Genomic DNA, 25,954 nt, shown 5'->3' on the forward strand with positions numbered 1-25,954 from the left:
GAATGTGATCATGCAAATTTATTTAAATGGCGAATTAACGGACACGCCTAGCCAAAACCTGTTGCAACTCATTCAGGAACTGGCGCTTGAAGGAAAACGTTTTGCTGTTGAACACAATCAGCAAATCGTGCCTAAAAGCAAATTAGAGCAAATTACGATTGCTCAACATGACCGTATCGAAATTATTCACGCTGTTGGCGGCGGCTAAGTCGGAGTTATCCATGCAAGACACCCCTCTCATTATTGGTTCACGTTCTTTTCAATCTCGTTTATTGGTAGGAACAGGGAAATATAAAGACTTAAATGAAACGGATTTAGCCATTCAAGCTAGTGGTGCAGAAATCGTAACTGTCGCAATCCGCCGTGTGAATATTGGACAAAATCCAGATCAACCGAATTTACTTTCTGTCATTCCACCAGAAAAATATACAATCTTACCAAATACTGCAGGTTGTTTTGATGCTGACAGCGCAGTACGCACGTGTATGCTAGCGCGCGAGCTACTGGATGGTCATAACCTAGTAAAACTTGAAGTGTTGGGTGATGAAAAAACCTTATATCCAAATGTAACCGAGACTTTAAAAGCCGCTCGCACTTTGATTGATGATGGTTTTGAGATTATGGTCTATACCTCTGACGACCCAATCATTGCTCAAGAACTTGAAAGTATGGGCTGTGTTGCAATTATGCCTTTAGGTAGTTTGATTGGTTCAGGCCTAGGTATTTTAAACCCGCATACCATTTCAATTATTAAAGAAAATGCCAAAGTACCGGTTTTAGTAGATGCAGGTGTTGGTACAGCAAGTGACGCTGCTATTGCGATGGAACTTGGTTGTGATGGCGTATTGATGAACACAGCGATTGCAGCGGCTCAAAATCCTATTTTGATGGCTTCTGCAATGAAGAAAGCTGTTGAAGCAGGACGTGAAGCATTTTTAGCTGGGCGTATGCCACGCAAACGCATGGCAAATGCAAGTTCACCAGAAACAGGTTATTTCTTTAAATAATTTATTTCTAAGGAATCACTGTTTTTTTCAGTGGTTCCTCTCTCCTCTCATGTAACCATTTTCACTTTTCAAAAAAGATTAAAAATCTATATCACTTTATTCAATCAACAGATCTAAATTTTATATTCAGCTTAGGCTATTGCAATATTTTCTTTAAATTTTGCTTGGCGTTTAACTCAAAATTCTTTTGGAAATATGCAGTTTGATAAAGCGGCTCAGACTGATAAAAATTCATTAAAACTTCTTTTCGCTTAATTGAATATACTTCTGAATCAACCCAAGAATACTCCTGCTGAATTTGCTGTTCATACTGGATAAAACGTTCAGGTGTTGCTGCCAAAATAGCTAAATCGATATCTAACAAAAATTGCAAATCTGTTTCACCGGTTGGTGCATGCTTTTGAGTCGCAAGAATCCAACGCTTTATTTTCTGCATTGTATCGAGCTGTAAATCTTGAGCCATTAATTGCTCAAATAACTCGGCACTTTTAAGTTCATTATCTAGCGCTTGAGGTTCGTAGACTACATCATGGAACCAGAGAGCCAATGCAACAGCATATGGATCATTTAATTCGGACTGAATCGTCTCAATTAAACTCAAACATTCATATAAATGTTGTACGGTGTGGTAGGCTCGCTGCTTTTCACTATAAGCAGCAATAAGTTCATTTAAAATTTTCTGCGGTTCAGAAAAATGATAATGCTGATGCAGTTCAAACCAAAAAAGTTCCAGTTTTAATAAGTAAAGCTGCATCAGCATTTATTAACCACGCTTAGGATTATTGCTCATCACGTTTAAACACCAACTCTTTTGCCGATGAGTTATCAGCATCAAAGTAGTAACCTTCAGTATTAAAAGCTTTAAGATCCTCAGCTTTATTTAATTGGTTTTCAATAATAAAACGAGCCATTAAACCACGTGCTTTTTTCGCATAGAAACTAATGACTTTATATTTGCCATTTTTCTGGTCAAGGAAAACAGGCTTCACAATTTCAGCCTTAATTTTCTTTTCATTGACAGATTTGTAATATTCATCTGAAGCCAGATTTACCAGCAATTCAGATTTAATTGCTGCCAAGTCTTCATTAATCTGATTGGTGATAATATCATCCCAAAATTCATACAAATTGTGACCGCGCGTATTTTTTAATTTAGTACCCATCTCTAAACGATAAGGCATCATTAAATCTAAAGGACGCAATAAACCATATAAACCAGAGAGCATACGCAAATGCTGCTGAGCAAAATCAATATCTTTATCTTTTAAGTGATAAGCATCTAAACCAGTATAAACATCTCCTTTAAATGCATAAATTGCCTGACGGGCATTTGAAAAATCAAATTCTGGCTTCCAGTCTCTAAAACGATCAGCATTAAGTGTGGCAATTTTTTCACTGACACTCATTAGACTCGCAATTTCCGAAGCAGAAAGTTTGCGACAAACATCAATTAATTGTGCTGAGTTTTCTAACAAGCGCGGCTGAGTAAACTCATCTGTAGGTAACGCTGTTTCATAATCTAAAGTTTTTGCAGGAGAAATTAAAGCAAGCATAGACAACCTGAAAAAATTATTATTAATGCCAACTATAACAGTAGATATTTTTTAATGCTAACTCGTGTTTTCAATGACGACTATCGGTAAAATAGCACTTACGTATTGTTATTTAGCGGTTCTTCTATGTCTGAGCAAATTTTCATCCAGGGTCCAGTAGGTAAAATTGAACTTTTTGTTGACCGCCCTGAAGGTGAAATCAAAGGCTTTGCAGTTGTTTGTCACCCTCACCCATTACAAGGTGGAACTCCTCAACATAAAGTCCCTGCTCTTTTAACCCAAATCTTTAATGAATATGGCTGTATTGTTTACCGTCCTAGTTTCCGTGGTTTAGGCGGCAGTGAAGGTGTTCATGATGAAGGTCATGGAGAAACTGAAGATATTTTAGCTGTGATTGAGCATGTTCGTAAGCTTCATGCAGGTTTGCCATTTTATGCAGGTGGCTTTAGTTTTGGCTCACATGTTTTAGCAAAATGTCATGCGCAGCTTAGCCCTGAATTACAGCCAGTACAGTTAATTTTATGTGGTTTACCAACAGCTACTGTTGTGGGCTTACGTCACTATAAAACTCCTGAAATTCAAGGCGACATTCTACTCATTCATGGTGAGCAAGATGATATCACCTTACTTTCAGATGCAATTGAGTGGGCAAAACCACAAAAGCATCCAATCACGATTTTACCGGGCGCTAACCACTTCTTTACAGGTTATTTAAAACAGCTTCGCCAAATCATTACACGTTTTATTATTATGAAATAAACGGTAACCTGATGGGCATAGATTGAGTCTATGCCCATCATTTTTAAGCCATGTCATTATTGAAAATTATTCCAACTCAATCCAAAACGCGCTAAATATTTTTTTACTCGGTCGCTACCATGCACCATAATTTTTATAAAATTTTAATAAGTGTCTATAATATAAAAATTACGCATTTGACTAAAAAATTCCAAGAATATGCTTCATTTTACCTTTTTAGGCACATCATCAGGTGTACCCACGCTTTCACGCAATGTTTCAGGATTAGCTGTTCGTAACAGTAAAAATAAGGACTGGATTTTAGTTGATACTGGTGAAGGTACACAGCATCGTATTCAGCAAGCTAGACTCTCACTACAAAACTTAATTGCCATTTGTATTACACACGTTCACGGCGATCATTGTTATGGCCTAGTTGGTTTACTGGCAAGTGCAGGCATGAATGCTCGTAACAAACCCCTAATCGTGATTGCGCCCAAAGAAATTCAACAATGGTTTGAAATCACTGCTCAACTTACAGACTTACATTTGCCTTATTCAATAAAATTTATTGATGTTAATGAAGCAACTCGGCCACAGCAGCTCACCGATGAACTCTTTATTCAAGCACATCCACTAAGTCATCGTGTTCCGAGTTTTGCATTTAGTATTTATATAAAATCCACCCAGAAGAAGATAGATATTCAAGCTTTAACTCAGCTTGGCATACCTAAAGGCGATATTTGGGGGCATTTAAAACGAGGCTACGATGTAGAGTTTGAAGGGCAAATTTTAAAATCTCAAGACTTTATCAAAATTCAAAATCAGCAGATTCATGCAATTATAGGTGGTGATAATGATCGGCCAGAATTATTAGCCGATGCTTGTAAGGATGCTCAATTACTTATTCATGAAGCAACTTATTTGCAAACAGTCTTAGATAAAGTAGGTAAAGGACCAATGCACAGCTCAGCAAAAATGGTGGCTGAATTTGCTGAGCAGCAATCTCTAGACAATTTAATTCTGACACACTTTAGCCCTAGACATCAGGATAAAACTGGGCAGCAAGCTATTACCGAAGAAGTTCGCCAGTTTTATAAAGGTCATTTTTATTTAGCGAATGATTTTGATGAATTTACTTTAAATGAAACAGGACAACTTTTAAAAATCGAGTAAAAATTATATTTGTTGTGAGATCGAATTAGCTACATATCATTTCCATATAAAAGTTTAAGAAGCTCATAATTGAGCTTCTTATCTCTTAAAAAATTACTCTACAGATGCCAAAGCGGTTATCAGTAGCTTCCAGCATTTCTCTACAGTATCAACTTTGACTCGTTCACCCGGTGCATGTGCCCCCTGAATATCCGGTCCAAACGAAACCATCTGTAAATGTGGGTAATGTTCAGCAATAATCCCACATTCTAAGCCTGCATGAATTACTTTTAGATTTGGCTCAATATTAAATGCATTTTGATAAGCTTGTTGTAAGCACTTTAGAGCAGCCGAATCTGGATTTGGTGTCCAACCCGACACTAACGGCGTAAGTGTAGAGCCGATATTAAATTGGCTAAAATGGGCCTGAATTTTTTCGGCAAAATCTTGAGCTTCTTGGTTCACCATTGAACGAACCATTAAGACAGCTTTTCCACCTTCTCGATTTAGTCTCACCACCCCAATGTTATTTGAGGTTTCAACTACATCTGATAGAACCTGACTCATACTTGCAACGCCATAAGGACTTGTTGCTAAAGCTTGCAACCATTCATTTTGCTGTTGTTGATTAATCACTTCGGTCACTTTAGCACCAGTGGATTGAATACTTAATTGCAAGTTGTCATCAATACCCTTTAGCTGTTCTTTCCATGCCGCTTGATATTCAGCAAGTAACTTTTCTAGACTTGATAACTGATTAGGCGAAATTGCAATAGTTGCCACTGCTTCTCGCGGTAAAGCATTACGGGCCGTACCACCTGTAAACTCAACAAGATGCCCACCCAGTGAGGCTAAATGTTGATTTAAAAAGCGAGCCAAAATAACGTTGGCATTGCCACGTCCTAAATGAATATCTACGCCAGAGTGACCACCTTTAAGACCAGTCACCTGAATATTCACAATATTCAAATTTTCAGGGATTGGCTCATAATTAAGCGGCTGCTCTACCTCAACATCAATACTACCAGCACACCCTAAATACAACTCACCCCACTCTTCCGTATCAATATTAAATAGCCATTTTCCTTTTAGTACACCCGCCTGTAATAGCCGCGCACCACTCATCCCTGCTTCTTCATCGACTGTTAAGAGAACTTCTATTGGGCCATGAGCAATATCATTTGAATCTAAAACAGCTAATGCCAAAGCCACCCCAATACCATTATCAGCACCTAAAGTAGTGTCTTTGGCAATTAACCAGCCATCCTCAAGAACTGGACGAATCGGGTCTTTAAAGAAGTCATGTACCGTACCAGTATTGGCTTGTGTAACCATATCTAAATGGCCCTGAAGAATAACTCCAGGCACATGTTCTTTACCCAGAGTCGCATTTTTACGGATAATCAAGTTTCCTACTTCATCTACATAAGTTTCTAAATTCCGACTTTCGGCCCAGTTTTCTAAAAACTCACGAAGCTGCTGTTCATGCTTTGACGGACGAGGAATAGTACAAAGTGTTTGAAAATGCTGCCAAACGACTTGAGGAGATAATGCTGCAATATCAACTTGTGTCATGAAAAACTACACTCTAATTATGTAAATATCTTAATAATTTCAATATACACAAAGCATTAAAGATAGGTAGCAATTTCGGGAAAGATTTTGTATTTTTATATTTAATTTAAAGAAATTGTACGACTTTTCTAAAAAGCCGTACTTCACAAATAAGTCTTAACAATAATATGTTTAGCTTTTCCACTCAAATGCTGAAAAGCTATGATCGGCTTTCAAGCTATTTTCAACAGCCTGTGCAAGCTGACGAATAATACTTTGTGTTTCGATTTTCTCAAACCAGTCTTGTTCTTCATCAGGATTGGCAGAGATTTCACACATTAAATGCCCATCATGGTCTGTTTGCTGGCAAGTAATAGACAATGGTAAAAGGTGATTATCAATACTTACTTCCACCTTTTCATGTTCATGCACAATATGCTGTGCATCAAAACCATAATTCCCCAATTGTTTAAACAGTAAAGCCGCTACATATTCTTGAGTGATATGGCATTCATTTGGTGGATGATCAAGCACCCCATGTTGTGGGCAACTGGCAATAAATTGTAATTTTTTCATCCTTTGTCCTAACACTTTTATCATTATCTGCACTTAGCATAAGCAATAAACAAACAGCAGCCAAGCCTTTAGCTCGCTGCTGCCGTTGCTATTGTGTTAGCAATTATAAAATGTGTCAGGTAAAAAGTTATTGGCTAACTTCTATCGTTAAGCCTGCACGATTCGCCAACTCAGTAAAAGTTGGGAAACTTGTAGCAACAGTCTCAGTACCGTGAATTGTAATCGGACCAGAAGTACGAAGACCTGCCATACTAAAACTCATCGCAATACGGTGGTCATGGTGTGATTCAATTTCACCACCAGCAAAGATTGGTGACCAATCACCAGATTTGCCTTTACCTTCGATAATGATGCCATCTTCAGTAGGTGTGCAATCAATGCCCATGATTTTTAAACCATCTGCCATAACTTGAATACGGTCAGATTCTTTCACGCGAAGCTCTGCTGCACCTGTTAATACTGTTTGGCCTTCGGCACAAGCCGCTGCAATAAATAAGGCTGGGAATTCATCAATTGCTAAAGGTACTTGGTCTTCAGGCATATGAATACCTTTAAGGGTACGTGAACCTTTAATATGAATATCAGCAATAGGCTCTCCACCAGCGATCCGCTCATTTTCAACAGTCAGGTCAGCACCCATCTGTTTTAAAATTTCAATTACGCCAGTACGTGTTGGATTAATACCTACAGCTTCAAGTACAACGTCTGCACCTTCAGTAATTGCAGCGCCCACCATGAAGAAAGCAGCAGATGAAATATCAGATGGTACTTGAATATTAGTACCCACTAACTTACCGCCGCCGACAAGGGAAATTTTATTGCCTTCAGTTTTAACATCATAGCCAAATGCACGAAGCATACGCTCTGTATGATCACGTGTTGGTTCCGGCTCAGTTACCGAAGTTTCACCTTCAGCCCATAAACCAGCTAGTAAAATACCAGATTTCACTTGAGCAGATGCCATAGGTAAATCATATTGAATACCTTTTAATTGCTGACCACCAGTAATGCTTACAGGTGGTGTACCTTTCTCACCTGTCGTTTGGATTTGCGCACCCATTAAACGTAATGGTTTAGCAATACGCTCCATTGGACGTTTAGAGAGCGAAGCATCACCTGTCATAACAGAATCAAACTTTTGTGCAGAAAGCATACCTGAAAGCAAACGCATGCTTGTTCCAGAGTTACCCATATATAAGGCACTTGCTGGTGCTTTTAAGCCATACATACCCACGCCATGAATGGTCACTTCACCATTTTTAGGGCCTTCAATGCTTACACCCATATCACGGAAAGCTTGTAAAGTTGCTAAAGCATCTTCACCTTCAAGGAAGCCAGTTACATGAGTCGTGCCTTCGGCAATAGCACCAAACATAATGGAGCGATGTGACACAGATTTGTCACCCGGTACGGTAAATTTACCTTTAAAAGCCTTATTTCCCGGTAAGATACTGAATTGCTGTGTCACCTTATTTTTCTCCATTAAAGGTTTTTTGGCTAACATATGATTGAAATGCTGACGTGCTGCCTGAGCATGGCCGAGTAAACCCATTAATGCATGAGAATCTTCGTTTTCAATCAATTTTCTAAGTACGGTAAGTTGTTTCTCGAAGCCATCTACAGCATTTAATATAGCTGTTTTATTGGCAAAGAAAATGTCATGCCACATTTGAGGATCACTGGCAGCAATTCGTGAAAAGTCACGGAAACCACCAGCTGCATAACGGAAAATATCAAGGTTATCTTCACGGTTTGCAAGTTGCTCGACCAGATTAAATGCCATTAAGTGCGGTAAATGACTGGTATGCGCCAAAACCTCATCATGTTTGGCGACATCCATACATATCACTTCAGCTTTAGCAGCTGACCAAAGTTGAATCAATTTCTCAACTGCCCATTCTGCACTTGTTGGTAATGGCGTCAAAATCACTTTGTGATTTGCAAAGAGATCGACCTTACCTGCGTGAACACCCGTGTGTTCACTTCCCGCAATAGGATGCCCGGGAACAAACCCTGCTGGTAAATCTTCACCAAATACAGCTTTTGCTGCATCTACGACATTACCTTTTGTACTTCCCACATCAGTTACAATTGTGGTTTCTGACAAATAAGGTTTAATTTGCTCAAGCACTTTTTGAGTGGCACGCACTGGCAAGGCTAAAACAACTAAATCTGCCCCTTTCACGGCTTCAACAGGATCGGAAAACCCTTCTTGTATTAAGCCAAGTGATTTTGCATCTTCTAAAGTTTTCTGTGAGCGTGTAGATGCCACTATAGTTGTCGCCAACTTTTCGGCAACAATAACCCGTGCCAAACTCGACCCAATGAGTCCTAAACCAATAAATGCAACTTTTTTAAATAGGGGTTGTGACATAACTTCAACTTTGCTTTTGCTCAACGTTATTTAAACCTTTGAGCAATTTGTTTTTTAAGCATAATGACATGCCCATCTTGATACATGTCATTATTCCAACATGAGTGATTAAAGAACGGCAGCAGGATAAGAACCTAAAATACGAAGTTCTTTTACCATTGGACGAATCTCATTGATTGCCGCAGCCACATTTTCCTGATCGATATGACCTTCTAAGTCAATAAAGAATACATATGCCCATTTTTCAGGTAGTGCTGGGCGAGTTTCAATGCTCGTTAAGCTGATATTATGTTTTGCAAACGGCGCTAAAATTTCTAATAAAGCACCTGCACGGTCATGCGCTGAAATTAATAACGATGTTTTGTCATTGCCACTTTGTGGAATTTTTTCACGGCCAATCACTAAGAAACGAGTAGTATTTTCCGGATTATCTTCAATATTGCTATGCAAGATTTCAAGGTTATACATGCCTGCTGCAATATCAGACGCAATCGCTGCTGAGTGCCATTCGTTGCGAATACGGCGTGCAGCTTCTGCATTTGAGTTTAAGGCAACACGCTCAACACCCGGATAATGTGCGTCTAACCACTGACGACATTGAGCCAAAGTTTGCTGATGCGCATAAATCTGCTTAATACTATCTTTACGTGTATTTTCAGAAACAAGGAATTGATGATGAATACGCAATTCAACTTCACCAATCACATTTAAATTCGAAGTTTTAAAACAATCTAAAGTATGGTTTACGATACCTTCAGATGAGTTTTCAACCGGAACTACACCGTAATGCGCACTACCCGCTTCTACTTCACGGAATACTTCATCAATAGTTGGTAGCGGACGAACAACCGCATCTTTACCAAAATGTTTAAGTACGGCAGATTGAGTAAAAGTACCTTCTGGGCCTAAAAATGCAATACTTTGCGGAGCTTCTAAAGCAAGGCAAGCAGACATAATTTCACGGAACAAACGGGCCATAGTTACGTCAGATAAAGGCCCTTGATTGCGCTCCATAACTTTACGTAAAACTTGTGCTTCACGTTCAGGACGATAAAACAAAGGATTCTCTTCAGAAGCAAATTTAGCTTTCGCAACAGCTTCAGCAAGGCTTGCGCGGCGATTTAATAACTCTTGAATCTGTTGATCTACGCTATCAATATCTTCGCGAATTTGTTCTAAACTAAGAGAAGTCGTTTTGTTTTGATCATCGTTGATCATTGGAAGGCAGCCTCAGCAAAATCATCTTTTAAACGAGAGTATAACAATAGTCGGCTTTGATTTGTTAGGCAATATGGGTGTATGGGCTTTTTTCATTAATCCGGCTCGAACCTTTGTATAAGACCACTTTATTTGATAATGATTTTCATTTATTATTTGACTTATAATATTTTCTTAACTTTATCATGCTTAAATCTTTTTTCCTTTTATCTTGTAATTTCTTTCTAGGTTTTTTAATAAGTAGTTCCGTTTTGGCTCAAGCCCCTGTAAAAAATCAATCAAAAATCGATTTTCACAACAATCAGGCTCAGTTCCAAATCAAATCTAAAAATACTGGACATGAATACCTTATTCAAATTTATAAACCACCTGTTGCCCCACCCCAACATGGTTATCCTGTACTTTATATATTAGATGGTAATGCAACATTTCCAAGCGCAATAAATATTGCCCAGTCGATTGGAGCAGGTTCTGCAAAATTAGGTTTAGATCCGCTCATTATTGTAGCTGTGGGCTATCCTCAGCAAAAAACCTTTGATGTGCAAAAACGCGCTTATGATTACACCCCAAAACCTTCTGCCGAGTTTCAAGCACAAGGTAAATATAAATATGGTGGTGCTGACCAGTTTATTGCTTTTTTAAATAATGAGCTTAAGCCTGAAATCGCTAAACAATTTCCAATTAATAGCCAACAGCAAAGTCTCTATGGGCATTCTTTTGGAGGGTTGTTTGTGCTTTATCATTTTTTTCAAAAACCTACTGCATTCCAGCGTTACTTTGCTGCAAGTCCTTCTCTCTGGTTTGATCAAGGCATGTTATTTCGAGAATTAGAACAATGGCAAAGTCAAAAGCAAACCGTGTTCCCAATGCTAATGACGACAGTCGGTACACATGAACAAGGTGGGCCACATACCCAGTTTAATCAAAGAATTAATAAAGACGATTTCTTTAAAGTCTTAGAAAATAAGCGTTCAGACCAATTTACTTATTGGCATTTCAATAATCCTGCTGAACAGCATATCACCAATTTGTATGCGAGCTTACCTAAAGCGCTTATGTTTGCTTCATGCCAAAATCTAGAAAGCTGTAAATCTTTATTCGATGAACCATCGCAGAAAACAGCTAAATAATAAAAAAAGCCTACTCAAAGGTAGGCTTTTTTTGAAACTATTATTAAGCTTTGCCGATTAATCCACGTGCTACGATTTCTTTCATAATTTCATTTGTACCGCCGTAAATACGTTGGATACGGGCATCTACAAAGAAGCGTGAAATTGGATATTCAGTCATATAACCATAACCACCAAACAGTTGTAATAGGTTATCCGCAACCTTCATTTGCATATCTGTACTAAAACTTTTCAGTGCGGCAGCCGTCTCAACATCAAGTTTACCTTCTTGATATAAAGCAACATTTCGCTCATAGAAAGCTGTTGTCGCAAGCTCATCAATTTTTGCTTGCGCTAAAACAAAACGAGTATTTTGGAACTGTGAAATAGGTTGACCAAATGCATGACGTTCTTTTACATAAGCGGTTGCCAAATCAATTGCACCACGAATAGCGCCGACCGCTGTCGATGCGATAGCCGTACGTTCGCGCGGTAATTCTTGCATTAAATAAGCAAAACCTTGTCCAGCTTGTCCGAGTAACTGATTTTTAGGAACCTTAACATTGTCAAAAAATAGCTCAGATGTGTCTTGAGAATGCAATCCGATTTTGTCGAGGTTAGTTCCTTTTTTGAAACCTTCTAGGTGAGTATCCACCAATAATAACGATACACCTTTCGCACGCGCTTGCGGATCGGTTTTTACTGCAAGCACTACAAGATCAGCATGTTGTCCATTTGAAATAAACGTTTTAGAACCATTTAGCAAATAATGGTCATCTTGCAAAATGGCACTGGTACGCATTGACTGTAAGTCTGAACCGGCACCCGGTTCTGTCATACCAATTGCTCCGACTACTTCACCTGTTACCATTTTCGGTAACCAGTATTGTTTTTGTTCTTCGGTCCCAATATGTAAAATATAAGGCGCCGCAATCTCAGAGTGACAAGAAATAGCAGTTGATAATGCGCAAAATCCAGCACGAGCCGATTCTTCAACTAACATTAATGAATAATACGTTGGGACGCCATAACCACCATATTCTTCTGGGACATCCACACATAAAAAACCATTTTCGCCCAGTTGAGACCAAACTGAACGTGGCATAATTCCTTCACGTTCCCATTGGTCATAATGTGGAGCAATATGCTCATTCATAAAACGTTTAAAATTATCACGGAATAATTCTAAATCTGCATCATATGCCAACATAATATTTTCCTTCGGCTTTATTGTTTTATCGAATCTCATTGCTGTGCATGCTAATCATTTTTTACACAACTGTCATGGCTTAGCTGCTCATTTAAACTGTACTTTTCAGTCAGCCAATAAAAAAGGAAGCCAAAGCTTCCTTTTTTATATAGGTAGATCTGAATTAATCTAAACCTTCTGCAACCTGAGGATTTTTTGGAGCCAACATTTTTCTGTCAACTTCATCTGGGTTGTTTAAAGCATCATTGAGCTTATCTTTGTCTAAAGCACCCACCCATTTTGCAACTACAATCGTTGCCAAAGAGTTACCAACAAGATTGGTTAAAGCACGTGCTTCTGACATGAAGCGGTCAATACCTAAAATCAATGCCAAACCAGCTACCGGAATATGTCCTACTGCAGATAAAGTTGCTGCCATAACAATAAAGCCAGAGCCTGTTACACCCGCTGCACCTTTAGATGAGATTAGGAGTACCAACAACAAAGTAATTTGATGTTGAATATCAAGCTGTGTATTCGTTGCCTGAGCAATAAAGATTGCAGCCATAGTCAAATAGATTGACGTACCATCAAGGTTAAATGAATAACCTGTTGGAATAACTAAACCAACAACCGACTTTTCACAACCTGCAATTTCAAGTTTACGGAGCATGCGTGGTAAGACCGATTCAGAAGAAGATGTACCCAGTACAATTAATAGTTCTTCACGAATCAGGCGAATCATTTTCAGAATACTGAATCCACTAATGCGGCTGATTGTACCCAAAATTAAGAAAATAAAGAGTAAACACGTAATATAGAAACAGATAATAAGCTGGCCTAACTGTACCAGTGAACCTACACCATATTTACCGATAGTAAACGCCATTGCCCCAAATGCACCAATTGGCGCAAGCTTCATAATCATATTCACAATGTTGAAGAACACGTGTGCAATTTGATCAATTAACTTTAAAACTGGGCGTCCTGCATCACCTAACTTATGGAGCGCAAAACCAAATAGGATTGCAAAAAGAAGGACCTGTAAGATTTCACCATTTGCAAATGCACCAACCACCGTATCTGGGATGATGTGCATCAAGAAATCAATGGTAGATTGTGACTCACCAGAAGTGACGTATTTTTGGATACCTGAAGTGTCCAGAGTTGCAGGATCAACATTCATTCCTACGCCCGGCTTTGCAATGTTAATCACCACAAGGCCAATCAGAAGCGCGATTGTTGAAACGATCTCGAAGTATAACAACGCAACACCGCCAGTTTTACCAACTGACTTCATGCTTTCCATACCAGCAATACCACTTACTACTGTACAGAAAATAACAGGTGCGATGATCATTTTAATCAAACGAATAAAAGCATCACCTAATGGCTTGAGTTGCTCACCTAAACCTGGAATATGTTGTTCAACACCATTAACAATTTGCGTTGTACTTGGTGAGAAATGCCCTACCAAAACACCCGCAATAATCGCAATAATCACTTGAAAATAAAGTGATTTATAAATCGGTTTTTTAGCCATAACTTTACTTCAATCTATATTTCCAAGTCCGTTGGAAATATCAAAATGAAACGTCTATTCTTTACGAATACACAGCCCTAACCTTTCACATGAACACCGCAAAAGGGAAACGGTTTTTTAGAAACAAAAAACCTTCCTACTACCTCAATGAAAACAAAAAACTGTTTTCTAAAACAGGAGAATACCTGAAGTTTCTAACTACTTTGAGTAGCTAGAAATAACCTCTTACTTTTTCAATAAAAAGCTGAAGATATAGGAGAATCACAGAAAATTATGATATGAGTGCTCAAAAAAGCACATGAAGTTTACTCGAATTAAATAACGATTCGATTAAAATTTTGGCTAATACGCACAAAAAATACTCATGCAGCCTTAAGACTTTAGTATGAGAAACACTTTTGATATTTTTTCATCAGTTTTTTATGTCATATTGATAAGTCCTTGTAGACATTTCATTTTGAGCTGCCTACTCCCCTTATTTTTACTGTTTTGAATTGCCATGAATACTAAACGTAATATTTATAAAGATGCTGAACATCCCTTTGCTCAATATGTCCGTATTTTAGGTAAGGGGAAAACTGGATCTCGCTCACTGAGTTATGAAGAAGCCTATCAGGCTTTTACTATGATTTTAAAAGGCGAAGTTCTTGACGTCCAGTTGGGTGCTTTTTTAATGCTGCTACGTGTTAAAGAAGAATCGATTGATGAACTTGCAGGTTTTGTACAAGCCACAAAAGACCAGCTTCATTTTGCACCTTTAGAAGTTGACTTAGATTGGTCCTCTTATGCCGGTAAACGTAAACATTATCCTTGGTTCTTATTAGCGGCTCTTACCCTTGCTCATCACGGTTATAAAATCGTAATGCATGGCGCTTCCGGGCATACCATAAACCGGGTTTATACCGAACAAGTTTTGGAATATTTAGATTATAAAATTTGTCATTCTGAACAAGAAGTTCGCACCCAATTGGCAGAACAAAATTTCGCTTACCTACCCTTAGAAGTAATTTCACCAGTTTTAAGCGAACTGATTTCTCTAAGAAATGTCATGGGTTTGCGTTCGCCTATTCATACTTTAGCCCGTTTAATTAATCCTTTTAACGCTAAAGCCACCTTACAAGCCATATTCCATCCTGCTTACAGAACTTCCCATCAGCATAGTGCACTTCGCTTAGGCTATCAAAATAGCGCAGTTATTAAGGGCGAAGGCGGCGAATTTGAACGAAACCCAGACGCGAAAACGCTGATTTGCGGAATTAAAAATGGTGAACTCTATGAGCATGAGTTGCCAAAGCTTACACCTGAACGTAGCCCAATTGAAGAAGAGTTAGACTTAGCAACCTTTAAAGCTGTCTGGCTTGGTCAACAGCATCACGAATATGGGGAAATGGCCGTAACAGAAACCATGGGTATTGCGTTATATACCATGGGCGTAGTTTCTAATTTCGAGGAAGCGATGCAAAAAGCAAAAGTATTATGGGAAACACGAAATTTAAGCAATCTTAATTCGTAGTTAACAAATGCTATCGTGAAGGTCGACATGGATGTCGACCGTATCACTGCGATACAGGAAGTATCGTCAGTGATACAGAGGATTTCTGGTTACTTTTGATCCTTCAAAAGTAATAAAAGCCTATATGCTATAACTTATGAAAAACATGCTATATAAGGCTGTATGGAATAACCAAAAATAATTTTTCTGTCTTATTAAGTTTTAAACAAAACGAATCGGTTTAAATTCAGGCTCATGCTTGTGATGATCATCTTCACAAACCTCACCCTCTTCTTTAGTACCACGGTCAATATAACCACTACGCTGTTCTTCTGGTAAGTTCTTTAACTCCCAAGCAATAACAGCTTGCATACATGTTTCACGCTGTTCTTTCGTTAAAGCAACACCATTTGGCCATTTACCAATTTCTACTGCTGTTTTTAAACGCTCTACAATCTCAGGGTTTAAAACAGATAGCATTTGTTCAATATTCATGATTCATCTCTTTGAAAAGATTCAAAATCTTGGTTCCAACCCAATTTGGTACGACAAGCCATATAGAAATCATAACCAGGTGGGTGTAATAAACTTAATTTAAATGGGTGTTTGCGGATGTGCAAACTATCACCGACATTGAGAGAGACACTATGTTGTCCATCTGCACTTACCATCGGTAATACCCGATTTTCGCGAATGACGATTTTAATTTCACTTTGCCCACCAACTACGATCGGACGTGAAGATAATGTATGGGGATGCATAGGAACTAATGCAATAGCATCCATACTTGGATGTAAAATTGGACCACCACCTGATAAAGCATAAGCAGTTGAACCGGTTGGTGTCGAAACAATTAAACCATCACTATGCTGGCGATAAACATATTGCCCATCGATATTGAGTTCAAAATCGATCATATGTACCGACTTACCAGAGTGTAGTACGACATCATTTAAAGCAATTGCGTCATAAATGACTTCACCATTGGTACGTACTTCCATTTCAAGCAAGAAACGGCGATCAAGCTGGAAATGACCTTGTAAAACCTGATCAAGCTTAAAAATAGCTTCCGAAGGCTTAATATCGGTTAAAAAACCTAAACGTCCACGGTTAATCCCGATTACAGGCGTATTGTAGCGCACTAAAGCTCTGGCTGCATGAAGCAATGAACCGTCACCGCCTACAACAATCACCAGATCAGCGACTTCACCTAATAAGTGACGACTAACGACTTGCGCATGATCATAGGGCACTAATTCGGCAGTTTCCTGATCAAAAATGGGGTTTAGGCCTAAACTTAGCAAATGGTCATGAATTAAACATAGTGTTTCTACAACTGATGATTTATCTGGTCGACCAATTAACCCGACGTTTCTGAAGGACTTATGTGAAATTTGCACGAATGAGTAAGCTCCGCTGCGATTCTACGCTATCATAACATTAACCAGATTAATTTAAAAAAACATAACAACAAGATACTGTAAAATTCAATCTAAGTTTTCCATTTATTCACAGTTTTATCATTGCAAATTGATGACAAGCTATCGCATCATTAACGCATTGTTTAGGGTTTTATCTCATTTATATGAAGTTTGAACGTGGTATCGGTTTCTTCGCGCTAATTTTTTCCATTTTGGTGATTGGTGCTTTTATTGCTCTTAGTATCTATCTGATTCGTTTAGATAATATTATACGTGAAAAATTTGAAGGACAACGCTGGGACATTCCGGCCAAGGTGTTTGCTCGACCTTTGGAAATTTATAATAATGCGCCAATTACTCAAGCAAATTTCACCCAAGAATTAAAATTACTAGGTTACAAAACTTCAAGTAATTATGACAAGTCTGGAACCTATGTTGCTCAAGGCAGCAACATGTATGTCCATACACGTGGTTTCGACTATGGCGACAGCGTAGAGCCTGAACAGGTTTTAGAACTGAGTTTTGCAAACGACCAAGTTGTAGAAGTTCGCAGTACAAAACCTTCCTCAACTGGAGTTGCCCGTTTAGAACCTTTATTAATTGGGGGCATTTATCCTCAACATAATGAAGACCGCGTTTTGATTAAGCTTAATAGTGTTCCTAAACCACTTATTGAAGCTTTAATTTCTACAGAAGACCGTAACTTTTATCATCACCACGGTATTTCGATTCGTGGTACAGCACGTGCTTTGGTAAGTAATGTAACTGGAGGACGTCGCCAAGGTGGTTCGACCCTCACCCAACAGTTAGTCAAAAACTTCTATCTAACCCCTGAACGCACACTTAAACGTAAAGTTAATGAAGCATTAATGGCTTTACTTATTGAGTTGCATTACAGCAAAGATGAAATTTTAGAAGCATATTTAAATGAAGTGAATTTAGGTCAAAACGGTAACTATTCAATCAATGGTTATGGATTGGCCTCTCAGTTTTATTTCGGTTTACCACTACGTGAGCTTAATGTTGCACAACAAGCTTATTTAGTCGGTTTGGTTCAAGGTCCATCTTTATATAATCCTTGGAAAAACCCCGAAGGGGCAAAAAATCGTCGCGATACAGTATTAAATAACATGCGTGTCATGGGGTATTTAACTCAAGCAGAGTATGAAACTGAAATTGCGCGTCCTTTAAATGTTCTAAGCAAACCAAGCCTAGGTCCAGCAAAATTCCCTGACTTTTTAGATATTGTGCGTCGTCAATTACGTACCGAATATCAGGAAAGTGATTTAACCAATCAAGGATTACGTATTTTTACGACCTTGGACCCAATTGCTCAAACACAAGTTCAAAATGCCTTTAAAGCTTCTGTAGAGCGCTTAGCTAATAGCAACCCTGCTCGCTTGAAAAACCTGCAAGGGGCTGTACTGATTGCCCATCCTGAAAATGGCGAATTAATTGCAGCTGTCGGGTCAACGCAAGACTTTACCGGCTTTAACCGTGCCTTAGATGCAAAACGCCAAGTCGGTTCTTTATTGAAACCTGTCATTTATTTGAGCGCAATTGAATCTGGACGTTATAACTGGGCAAGCCAGATTGAAGACGCTCCAATTAGTGTTCCAGTAGACGGCGGTAAAAGTTGGACACCGAAGAACTATAGCGGCGGTGGTCATGGAATTGTGAGTTTAAGTGAAGCCTTAGCAAATTCTTATAACCTTTCTGCTGTGCGCTTAGGTCAAGAGTTCGGGTTATCTACATTTACCAACAATTTAAGAAAATTTGGTGTTGAATCGACAATCCCGGCCTACCCTTCTATTTTCCTTGGTGCAGTCAATATGTCACCAATGGAAGTACTGGGTATTTATGAAAACTTTGCTACAGGCGGTTTCAAATATCCGACTCGTGCGATTCGTTCTGTTGTAGATGCAAATGGACGTTTACTTGATCGTTATGGTCTAAACGTACAACAAACCATTGATCCATCTGTCGGTTATATCATGAACTATGGTTTACAACAGGTCATGTCATCAGGTACAGGACGTGCAGCCTATAACAGCTTATCTCCAGCTTTAAAATTAGCGGGTAAATCAGGTACGACTAACGATACACGTGACTCATGGTTTGCCGGCTATTCAGGTAATCATGTTGCAGTAGTATGGTTAGGTTTAGATGACAATAAAGTAACTGGTTTAACAGGTTCATCTGGTGCATTACCAGTATGGATTAATGTGATGAAACAATTACGCCAGACACCAGTAAACTTACGTCAACCAGACTCTGTACAGTGGCAATGGATTGACCGTGCATCGGGTGACTTATCAGCACAAGCTTGTGATGGTGCCATGTATATTCCAATGCTAGCGCATACAGTCCCACATCGTGCTACGCCATGTGGAGCACCGTATTATCAAGTTGATCCAACATATACGCCACAAAGTGATAACACAATTCCTGAGCCTCAGGATGATAATACCGACAGTTATATTCGTGAAAGTGAAAACCAGATGGAACAAGATCTGTCGAATAACACACGAATCATTTCAAGTGGTAGTTATAACAACTAAGCGTTAACAGGAAACAGGATATGTTAAAGAAAGGTGTTTTTTATATTGGTGCTGTACTTATGGTCGGCTGTACAACTTTACCAGATCATTCAGCTCCAAAAGAGAAAACACCTCCTGTTTCTGAAAAGAAGAAGTCCGAGTCCTCATCTGGTGTAAAAATTACACCTTATGATCATCCGGAAATTCAACGTAAAAGTTTACAAGTGATTGTTCCTCAGCAGAAAAAGCCGCAACGCTTTAATGATGATGGAAGCCAGTTACCCGCTTTTAAAACTTTAATGCAAAAAACCGAGCAGGCTTACAAAAACCAACAATGGTCCGAGGCTGAGCGCTACGCTCTTCAAGCACAGCGTTTAGCGCCACAGGCAGCCGAGACCTATTTATTTCTGGCATTAACTGCAAATCATAAACAGCAATATTCTAACGCTGAGTCTCTTGCAAGACGTGGTTTAAGCTTTGCGCAGAGTCAAGCCATGAAAAAACAACTTTGGTTGGTCATTTTAAAAGCTGGACAACAGCGCAATAACCCAAAAACTGTTCAAGAAGCACAACAAGCATTGAAAGCTTTCTAGCTTTTAATGCTTTATTTCTTATTAAAAATTACGAATACCCGCCAAGCCATATGCACCATGTTGTTGTGCTGTGGCTAAATCATCAGGACTCATGCCTCCCAAAGCAAATACGGGAATTTGGCACTTCTCGATTAAATCAGCAAAACGATCCCATCCTAATGCACTAACGTCCGGATGAGTAGCCGTCACTTTTACAGGACTAACAAAAACGGCATCACAGCCAATTTGCTGAGCATGTTGTAAAGAAACTGCATCGTGACAAGCAGCAATAAAACGTACTCCTACCTCTAAATCACCTTTATGTAAACTCATGAGCTGAGATTGTTTTAAATGAACAGTCTTGATCTGTTTTTTTAACTCGGGGTTCAATTGCTGCCAAATATCTACATTTATAATTAAATTTGATCGTTGCCCTTCATCTAAGGCCGTTAATTGTTCTACTTCTCGCGGGCCAAATTCATCTTCTATACGCCAATATAATAAAGCATCACTATTCTCTACAGATGTAAGTGTATGGCTAATTTTAATAAAATGAGGCCAATATAATCTTTTAATAATGTCTTTATTAGCTTTCGGGAAGTTTAGGTGAAGTAGCTGTTCACGTGTGTACCATGTCCAAGGCTGATGGATAAGATTTAATAACTCATCAGGTACATAACTATGGAACAAATGAAGGTTGACAATAATGTCATCATATTCATGGTGAATATAATCAAATTGATGCCAATCTTTTAAACCAATACCGACTTCTTCATAAATTTCACGGCGGCAGGCTTCTTCAGGCGTTTCACCCTGCTCTACCTTTCCACCAGGAAACTCATGCTTTCCACCTTGATGCTGCTGTTCACCACGCCATCCCACTAATATTTTTCCACGATGAATTAAGATAGCTATTGCGACATCGACAATCGGTTTGGGCATTTTTCTACTCACTAAAATTTTTCACAAGTGTAAGCAAATTTTATCAATTTATAAAATCTTTAAAATCTCATTGACAGATCTATTCGATAATGATTATCATTTAAATCGTTCAAGAATATACCACGGAGCACAACAAATGAACGCACCTTTTAGCTTATTTACACGCAATACAGATTCAGCTCATGCCTTACCAATGCTGCATTCTAACAACCTATTCGCCTTAGGTCGTGAAATTCGAATTATGCATGCTGGCGAGGAATATCGTTTACGCCTTACTCGCAATAACCGTCTCATTTTAACTAAATAAGAACGATCCTCGCGTTTCAATAATATTCGTGGGAAAACAAAAAATGGATAGCATGGGCAACCATGCTATTTTTGTATTTCACGGTTAAAAGGCAGTATTACTTCAACTTTTAAGCCACCTTGGCTTGCATGCATAAAATGTAATTCCCCACCATGGAGTTGAATAATTTTTTTAGTAATTGATAACCCTAACCCTGAGCCTTGTTGCTTTGTCCCTAATACACGAAAAAAACGCTGTCCTAAACGCCTTAAGACCTCATCATCCACACCATTCCCAGTATCTTCTATAGAAATCTTCAGCTTTTGCTGGTACTGGCTTAGCTCAACATGAATAGCACCCAAAGCCGGACTATAACGAATAGCGTTATCAAATAGATTTCTAAAAGCAATAAACATGAGCTCTTCATTTGCAAATGTTTTGGTTTCATTTGACAGAATGTTTGTCCCAATTACCATGTGTTTGGCTTGTGCATCAATATTTACTGTATCTATCACTCTAGCTAATACATGATTTAAATCAACGACACTCTTAGAGAGTTCTAATTGCTCTGTTTCATTAGGTTCCAAGCGAGCGAGTAACAATAAATTTTCCAGTATTTTTGTACTTCTTGAAACGTCTTCTTGAATACGCTCAAAATCATGATCAAGCTCTGGAATATGCTGATATTTCCGTTGCAACACCTGAAGACGCATTTGTATGGCTGATAAAGGTGAACGTAGTTCATGTGAAGCATCTGCAGTAAAACGCTGTTCAGCAACCAGTGCCCTTTGTAGCCTTGCAAGTAGCTGATTTAAAGCATCAATCACAGGCTGAATTTCTGTAATAACATCTGGTTCTTGAATTGGCTCTAAGTTTGAGGCAGTTTTTTGAGCAATACGTTTAGAGAGTAAATTCAGCGCAGCCAATTGTTGCTCGGTACGCCAACTTACAATAACCCACTGTAGTAACCAGAACAGCACCATAAGGCCGCTATATCCAGCTAGTGCTTTCAATACCTCTTCAATGCGTGTACTGATAGGCTGAAAAACTTCAACTTGTAGTTGAGAATCTTCTTGTTGTGCAGCCAGACTACGCCATAATTGGCCATCAAACCAAAAATATGAAAAACCTTCTGATAAATTACCTTTTTCAAAAAGTTCATGCTGATAGGTATGAGAATGGGTAAGCACCTGACCTGTATCTAATAACTCATATTGAATATCAAACTCATCACTCAGCTCATCAAACTGCTTCATCGAGTGTTTAGAAAGGTCAGAAACCAGTAAGGTATCTGAAATTTCATCCATGATTTCATCTTGTACTGACATGTTGTGATAAATCGAAAATATAGTGAGTAAACTTAATGCCAGTAGCCCCACCACAATACTGCTCCACATGGTGGTTTTAACCAGTTGTGACTGCAAGGATGAACGATTTGATCTCATTTTAAGTCTCCCATACGGTAGCCTAGCCCCCGTATGGTTTTAATACTGCTGCTTCCGATTTTCTTTCGAAGTTGGTAAATAAAAACTTCGATTGCGTTACTCTCGATTTCCTCGCCCCATGCATAAAGTGCTTCTTCTAATTGATCACGGGTAATAATATGCTCAGGATGAACCATAAGTTTACGTAATATTTGAAATTCTTTTGCTGTTAAATCGATAGTTTTACCAGCACATAATACAACTTTCGCTTGTGTATCAAGTTGCAAATCACCCCAAGTTAAAATCGATTGCTGATTCAGAGTTTGTTTACGTAATTGAGCACGGATGCGAGCCGATAATTCTTCTAGGCTAAATGGTTTAACCAAATAATCATTTGCACCTAAATCAAGCCCTTCTACGCGGTCATGAATACTGTCACGTGCAGTAATAAAAATCACGGGAACGTTTTTTTGTTTGTGGCGGATGGTTGTTAAAACTTTTTCACCAGCCAGTTGGGGCAAGCCCCTATCAAGCAAAATGCAGTCATAATCATGCTGCTCAATTGCTGTAAGGGCATAATCACCTCTTTCGACCCAGTCTACTTGATAACCGTCTAATTCTAACCATGATTGAATACTTTCAGCTTGAGAGCGATCATCTTCTGCAAGCAAAATTCTCATCTGTTTTTCCTGTTATATCCTGATTGGATGTTGCCAAGTCTTTATAAAAAAAGCAAAGCCGCATGATTTAAATGCGGCTAAAAGGAATTAATATAGAAATTAATTTATTAGAACTGGACCTGGTCCACATCAATTTCTACACGTTTTAAAGGCTTATAATCTATGTCTACTTCACCAATTAAAGTCACATTTGTATTGGCTGAAACAGGACGTCCTTGCCAAAGCTCATCATCTACATCAATTGTAATGCTACCGCTCTTATCGCGGAATTGATATTTTTCATCACCTAAAGATTTTACGACCTGACCATGTAATTTTACAGGTGTATTATCTTTTGATGCTAAAGCTTGTTTCACTGTAGTAACTGTCGCTGGAGCAATAGCTGCCTGATTCACAGGTGTATTTGCTACAACCACACCCGCAGTTGCCATACCCGCAGTCATCAAAATTACTTTAAGCATTTTCATAAAATTACCCTCTGTTATTTGGTTTACCCTTGGAATAAAACAATTACACCATCGATAGATGAGGTGAATCTTAAGAAAAATTTAATTTAATGGAACAACCCGCAATACCTCTTCCAAGGTGGTCAAACCTTCAAGAACTTTGCGAGCTCCTGCAATTCTTAAAGGCTCTACACTTTCTTTTTTAGTTTGGCTTCTTAATTCATTTAATGTCGCATGACTGCTAATAAGATGCTTAAGCTCAAGACTAACTGGCATAAACTCATAAATGCCGATTCGACCTTTATAACCCGTATGCCGGCACTCTTCACAACCTACTGCCCGATAAACTTTTTCTGGCATTTCCATAATGTAGTCAAATGTTAGGTGCTGCCATTCATCTTCATTAATATGAGTTTGTTGTTTGCAGTTTGGGCAAAGCTTACGCACTAAGCGCTGCGCGAGAACACCCAAAATTGTTGCAGCAGTCAAAAATGGTTGTACACCTAAATCATGTAAACGGGTCAAACTAGACGGCGCATCATTGGTATGTAAAGTTGATAATACCAAGTGGCCTGTGAGTGCAGCCTGAATGGCCATATTCGCAGTATCTTGGTCACGAATTTCCCCAATCATAATAATGTCTGGGTCTTGTCGCATAAGCGCACGCACACCATCTGCAAAGCCCAGTTCAATTGCATGATTGACCTGCATTTGGTTAAAACTAGGCTCTAGCATTTCAATCGGGTCTTCAATGGTACAGACATTAACCTGCTCGGTTGCAAGCTGCTTTAAAGAAGAATATAGCGTTGTGGTTTTACCAGAACCTGTTGGCCCCGTAACTAAAATAATGCCGTGACTATTTTGCGTAATACGCTGCCATTGTTGTAATAAAGACTGGTCAAAACCCAATTGCTGAAAGGAACGTACTAACACATCTGGATCAAAAATACGCATAACCAGTTTTTCACCAAACGCTGTTGGTAAGGTAGATAGACGTAGTTCGGTTTCTTGTCCTTTCGGCGTACGTGTTTTTAATCGACCATCTTGCGGTTTACGCTTTTCTGCTACATTTAGCCGCCCTAAAATTTTAATCCGAGAAATCACGGCGGTCAGGGTATTTGAAGGCATGTTATAAATGGTATGTAAAACACCATCGATACGGAACCGAACTTTGCCATTGTCTTTACGCGGTTCCATGTGAATGTCACTGGCGCTCTGTTCAAATGCAAATTGCAAAATCCAGTCTACCAATTTCACAATATGCTGATCATTGGCATCAGGGTTTTGGCTATCACCAAGTTGTAAAAGTGCCTCTACACCGTTGTTATCACGGTCATGAGCCGCATCTTTTTGAGCTGAGTTTACTGCTCGGCTGACTTGATAATATTCTCGTAAATAACGTTGTAATTGCTCGGGGTTGAGAAATACACGTTCAATTTTTTTGGGTGCTAAACTCTTCTCTAAATTATTTAGCCAGTCTGTTTGAAAAGGCTGGTCTGTTCCTATCACAATTCGGTCCGTGTGGACTTCTACAGCTAAAATATGATTACGGATCGCAAACTCTTGCGACATGACTTGAGTTAAAGCACTCACATCCGCCTTTAAAGGATCAATCACAAATAAAGGTAATTGCGCCCGATCTGCAAACCATTGGCACAGACGGTTTAAACTTAAATGTGCTTGCACATGATGTTGGTCTTTTAAATTAAAATGCGCAATCCACTGTAATGGATGCCATTTCAACTGATCTTTTTGCCTATTTGTGGTTTGTACAAGTAACTTATCTCGTTCAGTGATACGGCCTTCTTGTAATAGTTGTTCTAGACACCAATGTGTGTCTATTTCTACATGTATATTCATGTGTTTTCCCCAATATATTTTTATAATATATCAGAGAAGTTTTAGGTTTAGCCTGTATAAAAAACCCAAGTTTAGCTTTTAAATATCTTTGAACTTCAAATAATTAATCCAATTCTCAACTTAGTATTTTTTTGTGTCATAGATCATATTTATAAAGATGCTTATTGTGATAGTTTGATTAAAAAAGAGACTAGGCTCAATACAAGAAAAAGCATAAACTGAAATGGAATACATGATTTTTAAATGGCTGACATCTACATATAACAATAAACCAA

At 38.7% G+C, this 25,954-nt stretch carries 24 protein-coding genes; 9 read left to right on the forward strand and 15 right to left on the reverse strand.

Annotated elements, in window-relative coordinates; genetic code table 11:
* The first annotated feature begins 10 nt into the window (after positions 1-10).
* Both thiS and EGT34_RS04880 read left to right on the forward strand, forming a co-directional pair.
* Entirely contained in the window at positions 11-208 is a 198-nt protein-coding gene (thiS, locus tag EGT34_RS04875; RefSeq protein ID WP_001167820.1) for a sulfur carrier protein ThiS, read from the forward strand.
* A gap of 13 nt (positions 209-221) precedes the next feature.
* Positions 222-1,007 (forward strand): thiazole synthase, encoded by a 786-nt coding sequence (locus EGT34_RS04880; protein ID WP_001154366.1) that lies wholly within the window; start codon positions 222-224, stop codon positions 1,005-1,007.
* 136 nt (positions 1,008-1,143) lie between these two features.
* Here EGT34_RS04880 and EGT34_RS04885 read toward each other — a convergent pair whose 3' ends face one another.
* Entirely contained in the window at positions 1,144-1,767 is a 624-nt protein-coding gene (locus tag EGT34_RS04885; protein ID WP_000928997.1) for a hypothetical protein, read from the reverse strand.
* 19 nt (positions 1,768-1,786) lie between these two features.
* Positions 1,787-2,560, reverse strand: coding sequence for a peroxide stress protein YaaA (gene yaaA / locus EGT34_RS04890; protein WP_000880411.1), 774 nt, complete (start codon positions 2,558-2,560; stop codon positions 1,787-1,789).
* A gap of 126 nt (positions 2,561-2,686) precedes the next feature.
* Here yaaA and EGT34_RS04895 point away from each other — a divergent pair, with 126 nt between their 5' ends.
* Positions 2,687-3,319 carry an alpha/beta hydrolase gene (locus EGT34_RS04895; RefSeq protein WP_000003115.1) on the forward strand — a complete coding sequence of 211 codons (633 nt, stop codon included), beginning with the start codon at positions 2,687-2,689 and terminating at the stop codon, positions 3,317-3,319.
* A gap of 198 nt (positions 3,320-3,517) precedes the next feature.
* Positions 3,518-4,474, forward strand: a complete 957-nt coding sequence (locus EGT34_RS04900; protein WP_000902241.1) for a ribonuclease Z — start codon at positions 3,518-3,520, stop codon at positions 4,472-4,474.
* 93 nt (positions 4,475-4,567) lie between these two features.
* Here EGT34_RS04900 and EGT34_RS04905 read toward each other — a convergent pair whose 3' ends face one another.
* From EGT34_RS04905 to pheA, 4 genes are all read right to left on the reverse strand, one after another.
* The gene (locus EGT34_RS04905; protein WP_000195368.1) at positions 4,568-6,028 is read right to left on the reverse strand and encodes an aminoacyl-histidine dipeptidase; all 1,461 of its coding nucleotides are present in this window, start codon (positions 6,026-6,028) and stop codon (positions 4,568-4,570) included.
* A gap of 171 nt (positions 6,029-6,199) precedes the next feature.
* Positions 6,200-6,583: a hypothetical protein gene (locus EGT34_RS04910; RefSeq protein ID WP_000735997.1), complete on the reverse strand. Its 384-nt coding sequence runs from the start codon at positions 6,581-6,583 to the stop codon at positions 6,200-6,202.
* Positions 6,584-6,710: 127 nt separating this feature from the next.
* Positions 6,711-8,957 carry a bifunctional prephenate dehydrogenase/3-phosphoshikimate 1-carboxyvinyltransferase gene (locus tag EGT34_RS04915; RefSeq protein WP_000082057.1) on the reverse strand — a complete coding sequence of 749 codons (2,247 nt, stop codon included), beginning with the start codon at positions 8,955-8,957 and terminating at the stop codon, positions 6,711-6,713.
* Positions 8,958-9,065: 108 nt separating this feature from the next.
* Complete coding sequence (gene pheA, locus EGT34_RS04920) at positions 9,066-10,175, reverse strand: prephenate dehydratase (protein ID WP_000606364.1); 1,110 nt, start codon at positions 10,173-10,175, stop codon at positions 9,066-9,068.
* Positions 10,176-10,360: 185 nt separating this feature from the next.
* Here pheA and EGT34_RS04925 point away from each other — a divergent pair, with 185 nt between their 5' ends.
* Positions 10,361-11,305, forward strand: coding sequence for an alpha/beta hydrolase (locus EGT34_RS04925; protein WP_153184110.1), 945 nt, complete (start codon positions 10,361-10,363; stop codon positions 11,303-11,305).
* 43 nt (positions 11,306-11,348) lie between these two features.
* Here EGT34_RS04925 and EGT34_RS04930 read toward each other — a convergent pair whose 3' ends face one another.
* Together EGT34_RS04930 and EGT34_RS04935 are read right to left on the reverse strand one after the other, a co-directional pair.
* Entirely contained in the window at positions 11,349-12,494 is a 1,146-nt protein-coding gene (locus tag EGT34_RS04930) for an acyl-CoA dehydrogenase family protein (protein ID WP_000881868.1), read from the reverse strand.
* Positions 12,495-12,657: 163 nt separating this feature from the next.
* On the reverse strand, positions 12,658-14,016 hold the full coding sequence (locus EGT34_RS04935) for a dicarboxylate/amino acid:cation symporter (RefSeq protein ID WP_001085436.1): 1,359 nt from the start codon (positions 14,014-14,016) through the stop codon (positions 12,658-12,660).
* Between the two features lie 499 nt (positions 14,017-14,515).
* On the opposite strand from EGT34_RS04935, the gene EGT34_RS04945 reads away from it, so the two are divergent.
* Complete coding sequence (locus EGT34_RS04945; protein ID WP_001093417.1) at positions 14,516-15,529, forward strand: glycosyl transferase family protein; 1,014 nt, start codon at positions 14,516-14,518, stop codon at positions 15,527-15,529.
* A 201-nt stretch (positions 15,530-15,730) separates the two neighbouring features.
* Here the strand turns inward: EGT34_RS04945 and EGT34_RS04950 are convergent, their stop codons facing one another.
* Together EGT34_RS04950 and EGT34_RS04955 are read right to left on the reverse strand one after the other, a co-directional pair.
* Entirely contained in the window at positions 15,731-16,003 is a 273-nt protein-coding gene (locus tag EGT34_RS04950; RefSeq protein ID WP_001019667.1) for a YeaC family protein, read from the reverse strand.
* Positions 16,000-16,908, reverse strand: coding sequence for an NAD(+) kinase (locus EGT34_RS04955; RefSeq protein ID WP_001167242.1), 909 nt, complete (start codon positions 16,906-16,908; stop codon positions 16,000-16,002). Before EGT34_RS04955 ends, EGT34_RS04950 begins: the two co-directional genes overlap by 4 nt.
* Positions 16,909-17,093: 185 nt before the next feature.
* Between EGT34_RS04955 and mrcB the strand changes: the two genes are divergently transcribed.
* A complete protein-coding gene (gene mrcB / locus EGT34_RS04960) occupies positions 17,094-19,490 on the forward strand; it encodes a penicillin-binding protein 1B (protein ID WP_000667412.1) in 2,397 nt (798 codons plus the stop codon).
* A 20-nt stretch (positions 19,491-19,510) separates the two neighbouring features.
* Positions 19,511-20,062, forward strand: a complete 552-nt coding sequence (locus tag EGT34_RS04965) for a tetratricopeptide repeat protein (RefSeq protein ID WP_000913439.1) — start codon at positions 19,511-19,513, stop codon at positions 20,060-20,062.
* A 21-nt stretch (positions 20,063-20,083) separates the two neighbouring features.
* Here the strand turns inward: EGT34_RS04965 and EGT34_RS04970 are convergent, their stop codons facing one another.
* Positions 20,084-20,983, reverse strand: coding sequence for an NUDIX domain-containing protein (locus EGT34_RS04970; RefSeq protein ID WP_001125744.1), 900 nt, complete (start codon positions 20,981-20,983; stop codon positions 20,084-20,086).
* A 136-nt stretch (positions 20,984-21,119) separates the two neighbouring features.
* On the opposite strand from EGT34_RS04970, the gene hemP reads away from it, so the two are divergent.
* Positions 21,120-21,290, forward strand: coding sequence for a hemin uptake protein HemP (gene hemP, locus EGT34_RS04975; protein WP_000993415.1), 171 nt, complete (start codon positions 21,120-21,122; stop codon positions 21,288-21,290).
* A gap of 65 nt (positions 21,291-21,355) precedes the next feature.
* Here the strand turns inward: hemP and EGT34_RS04980 are convergent, their stop codons facing one another.
* The 4 genes from EGT34_RS04980 to EGT34_RS04995 form a co-directional block, all read right to left on the reverse strand.
* A complete protein-coding gene (locus EGT34_RS04980; protein WP_001257360.1) occupies positions 21,356-22,714 on the reverse strand; it encodes a sensor histidine kinase in 1,359 nt (452 codons plus the stop codon).
* Entirely contained in the window at positions 22,711-23,373 is a 663-nt protein-coding gene (locus tag EGT34_RS04985; protein WP_001221447.1) for a response regulator transcription factor, read from the reverse strand. The genes EGT34_RS04980 and EGT34_RS04985 overlap by 4 nt, the downstream gene beginning before the upstream one ends.
* 107 nt (positions 23,374-23,480) lie before the next feature.
* The gene (locus tag EGT34_RS04990; protein ID WP_000783090.1) at positions 23,481-23,840 is read right to left on the reverse strand and encodes a NirD/YgiW/YdeI family stress tolerance protein; all 360 of its coding nucleotides are present in this window, start codon (positions 23,838-23,840) and stop codon (positions 23,481-23,483) included.
* Positions 23,841-23,921: 81 nt separating this feature from the next.
* The gene (locus EGT34_RS04995; RefSeq protein ID WP_001020922.1) at positions 23,922-25,679 is read right to left on the reverse strand and encodes a GspE/PulE family protein; all 1,758 of its coding nucleotides are present in this window, start codon (positions 25,677-25,679) and stop codon (positions 23,922-23,924) included.
* Between the last annotated feature and the right edge of the window lie 275 nt (positions 25,680-25,954).

It is taken from the genome of Acinetobacter sp. FDAARGOS_558 (assembly GCF_003937785.1).
Taxonomy (GTDB): Bacteria; Pseudomonadota; Gammaproteobacteria; order Pseudomonadales; family Moraxellaceae; genus Acinetobacter; species Acinetobacter baumannii.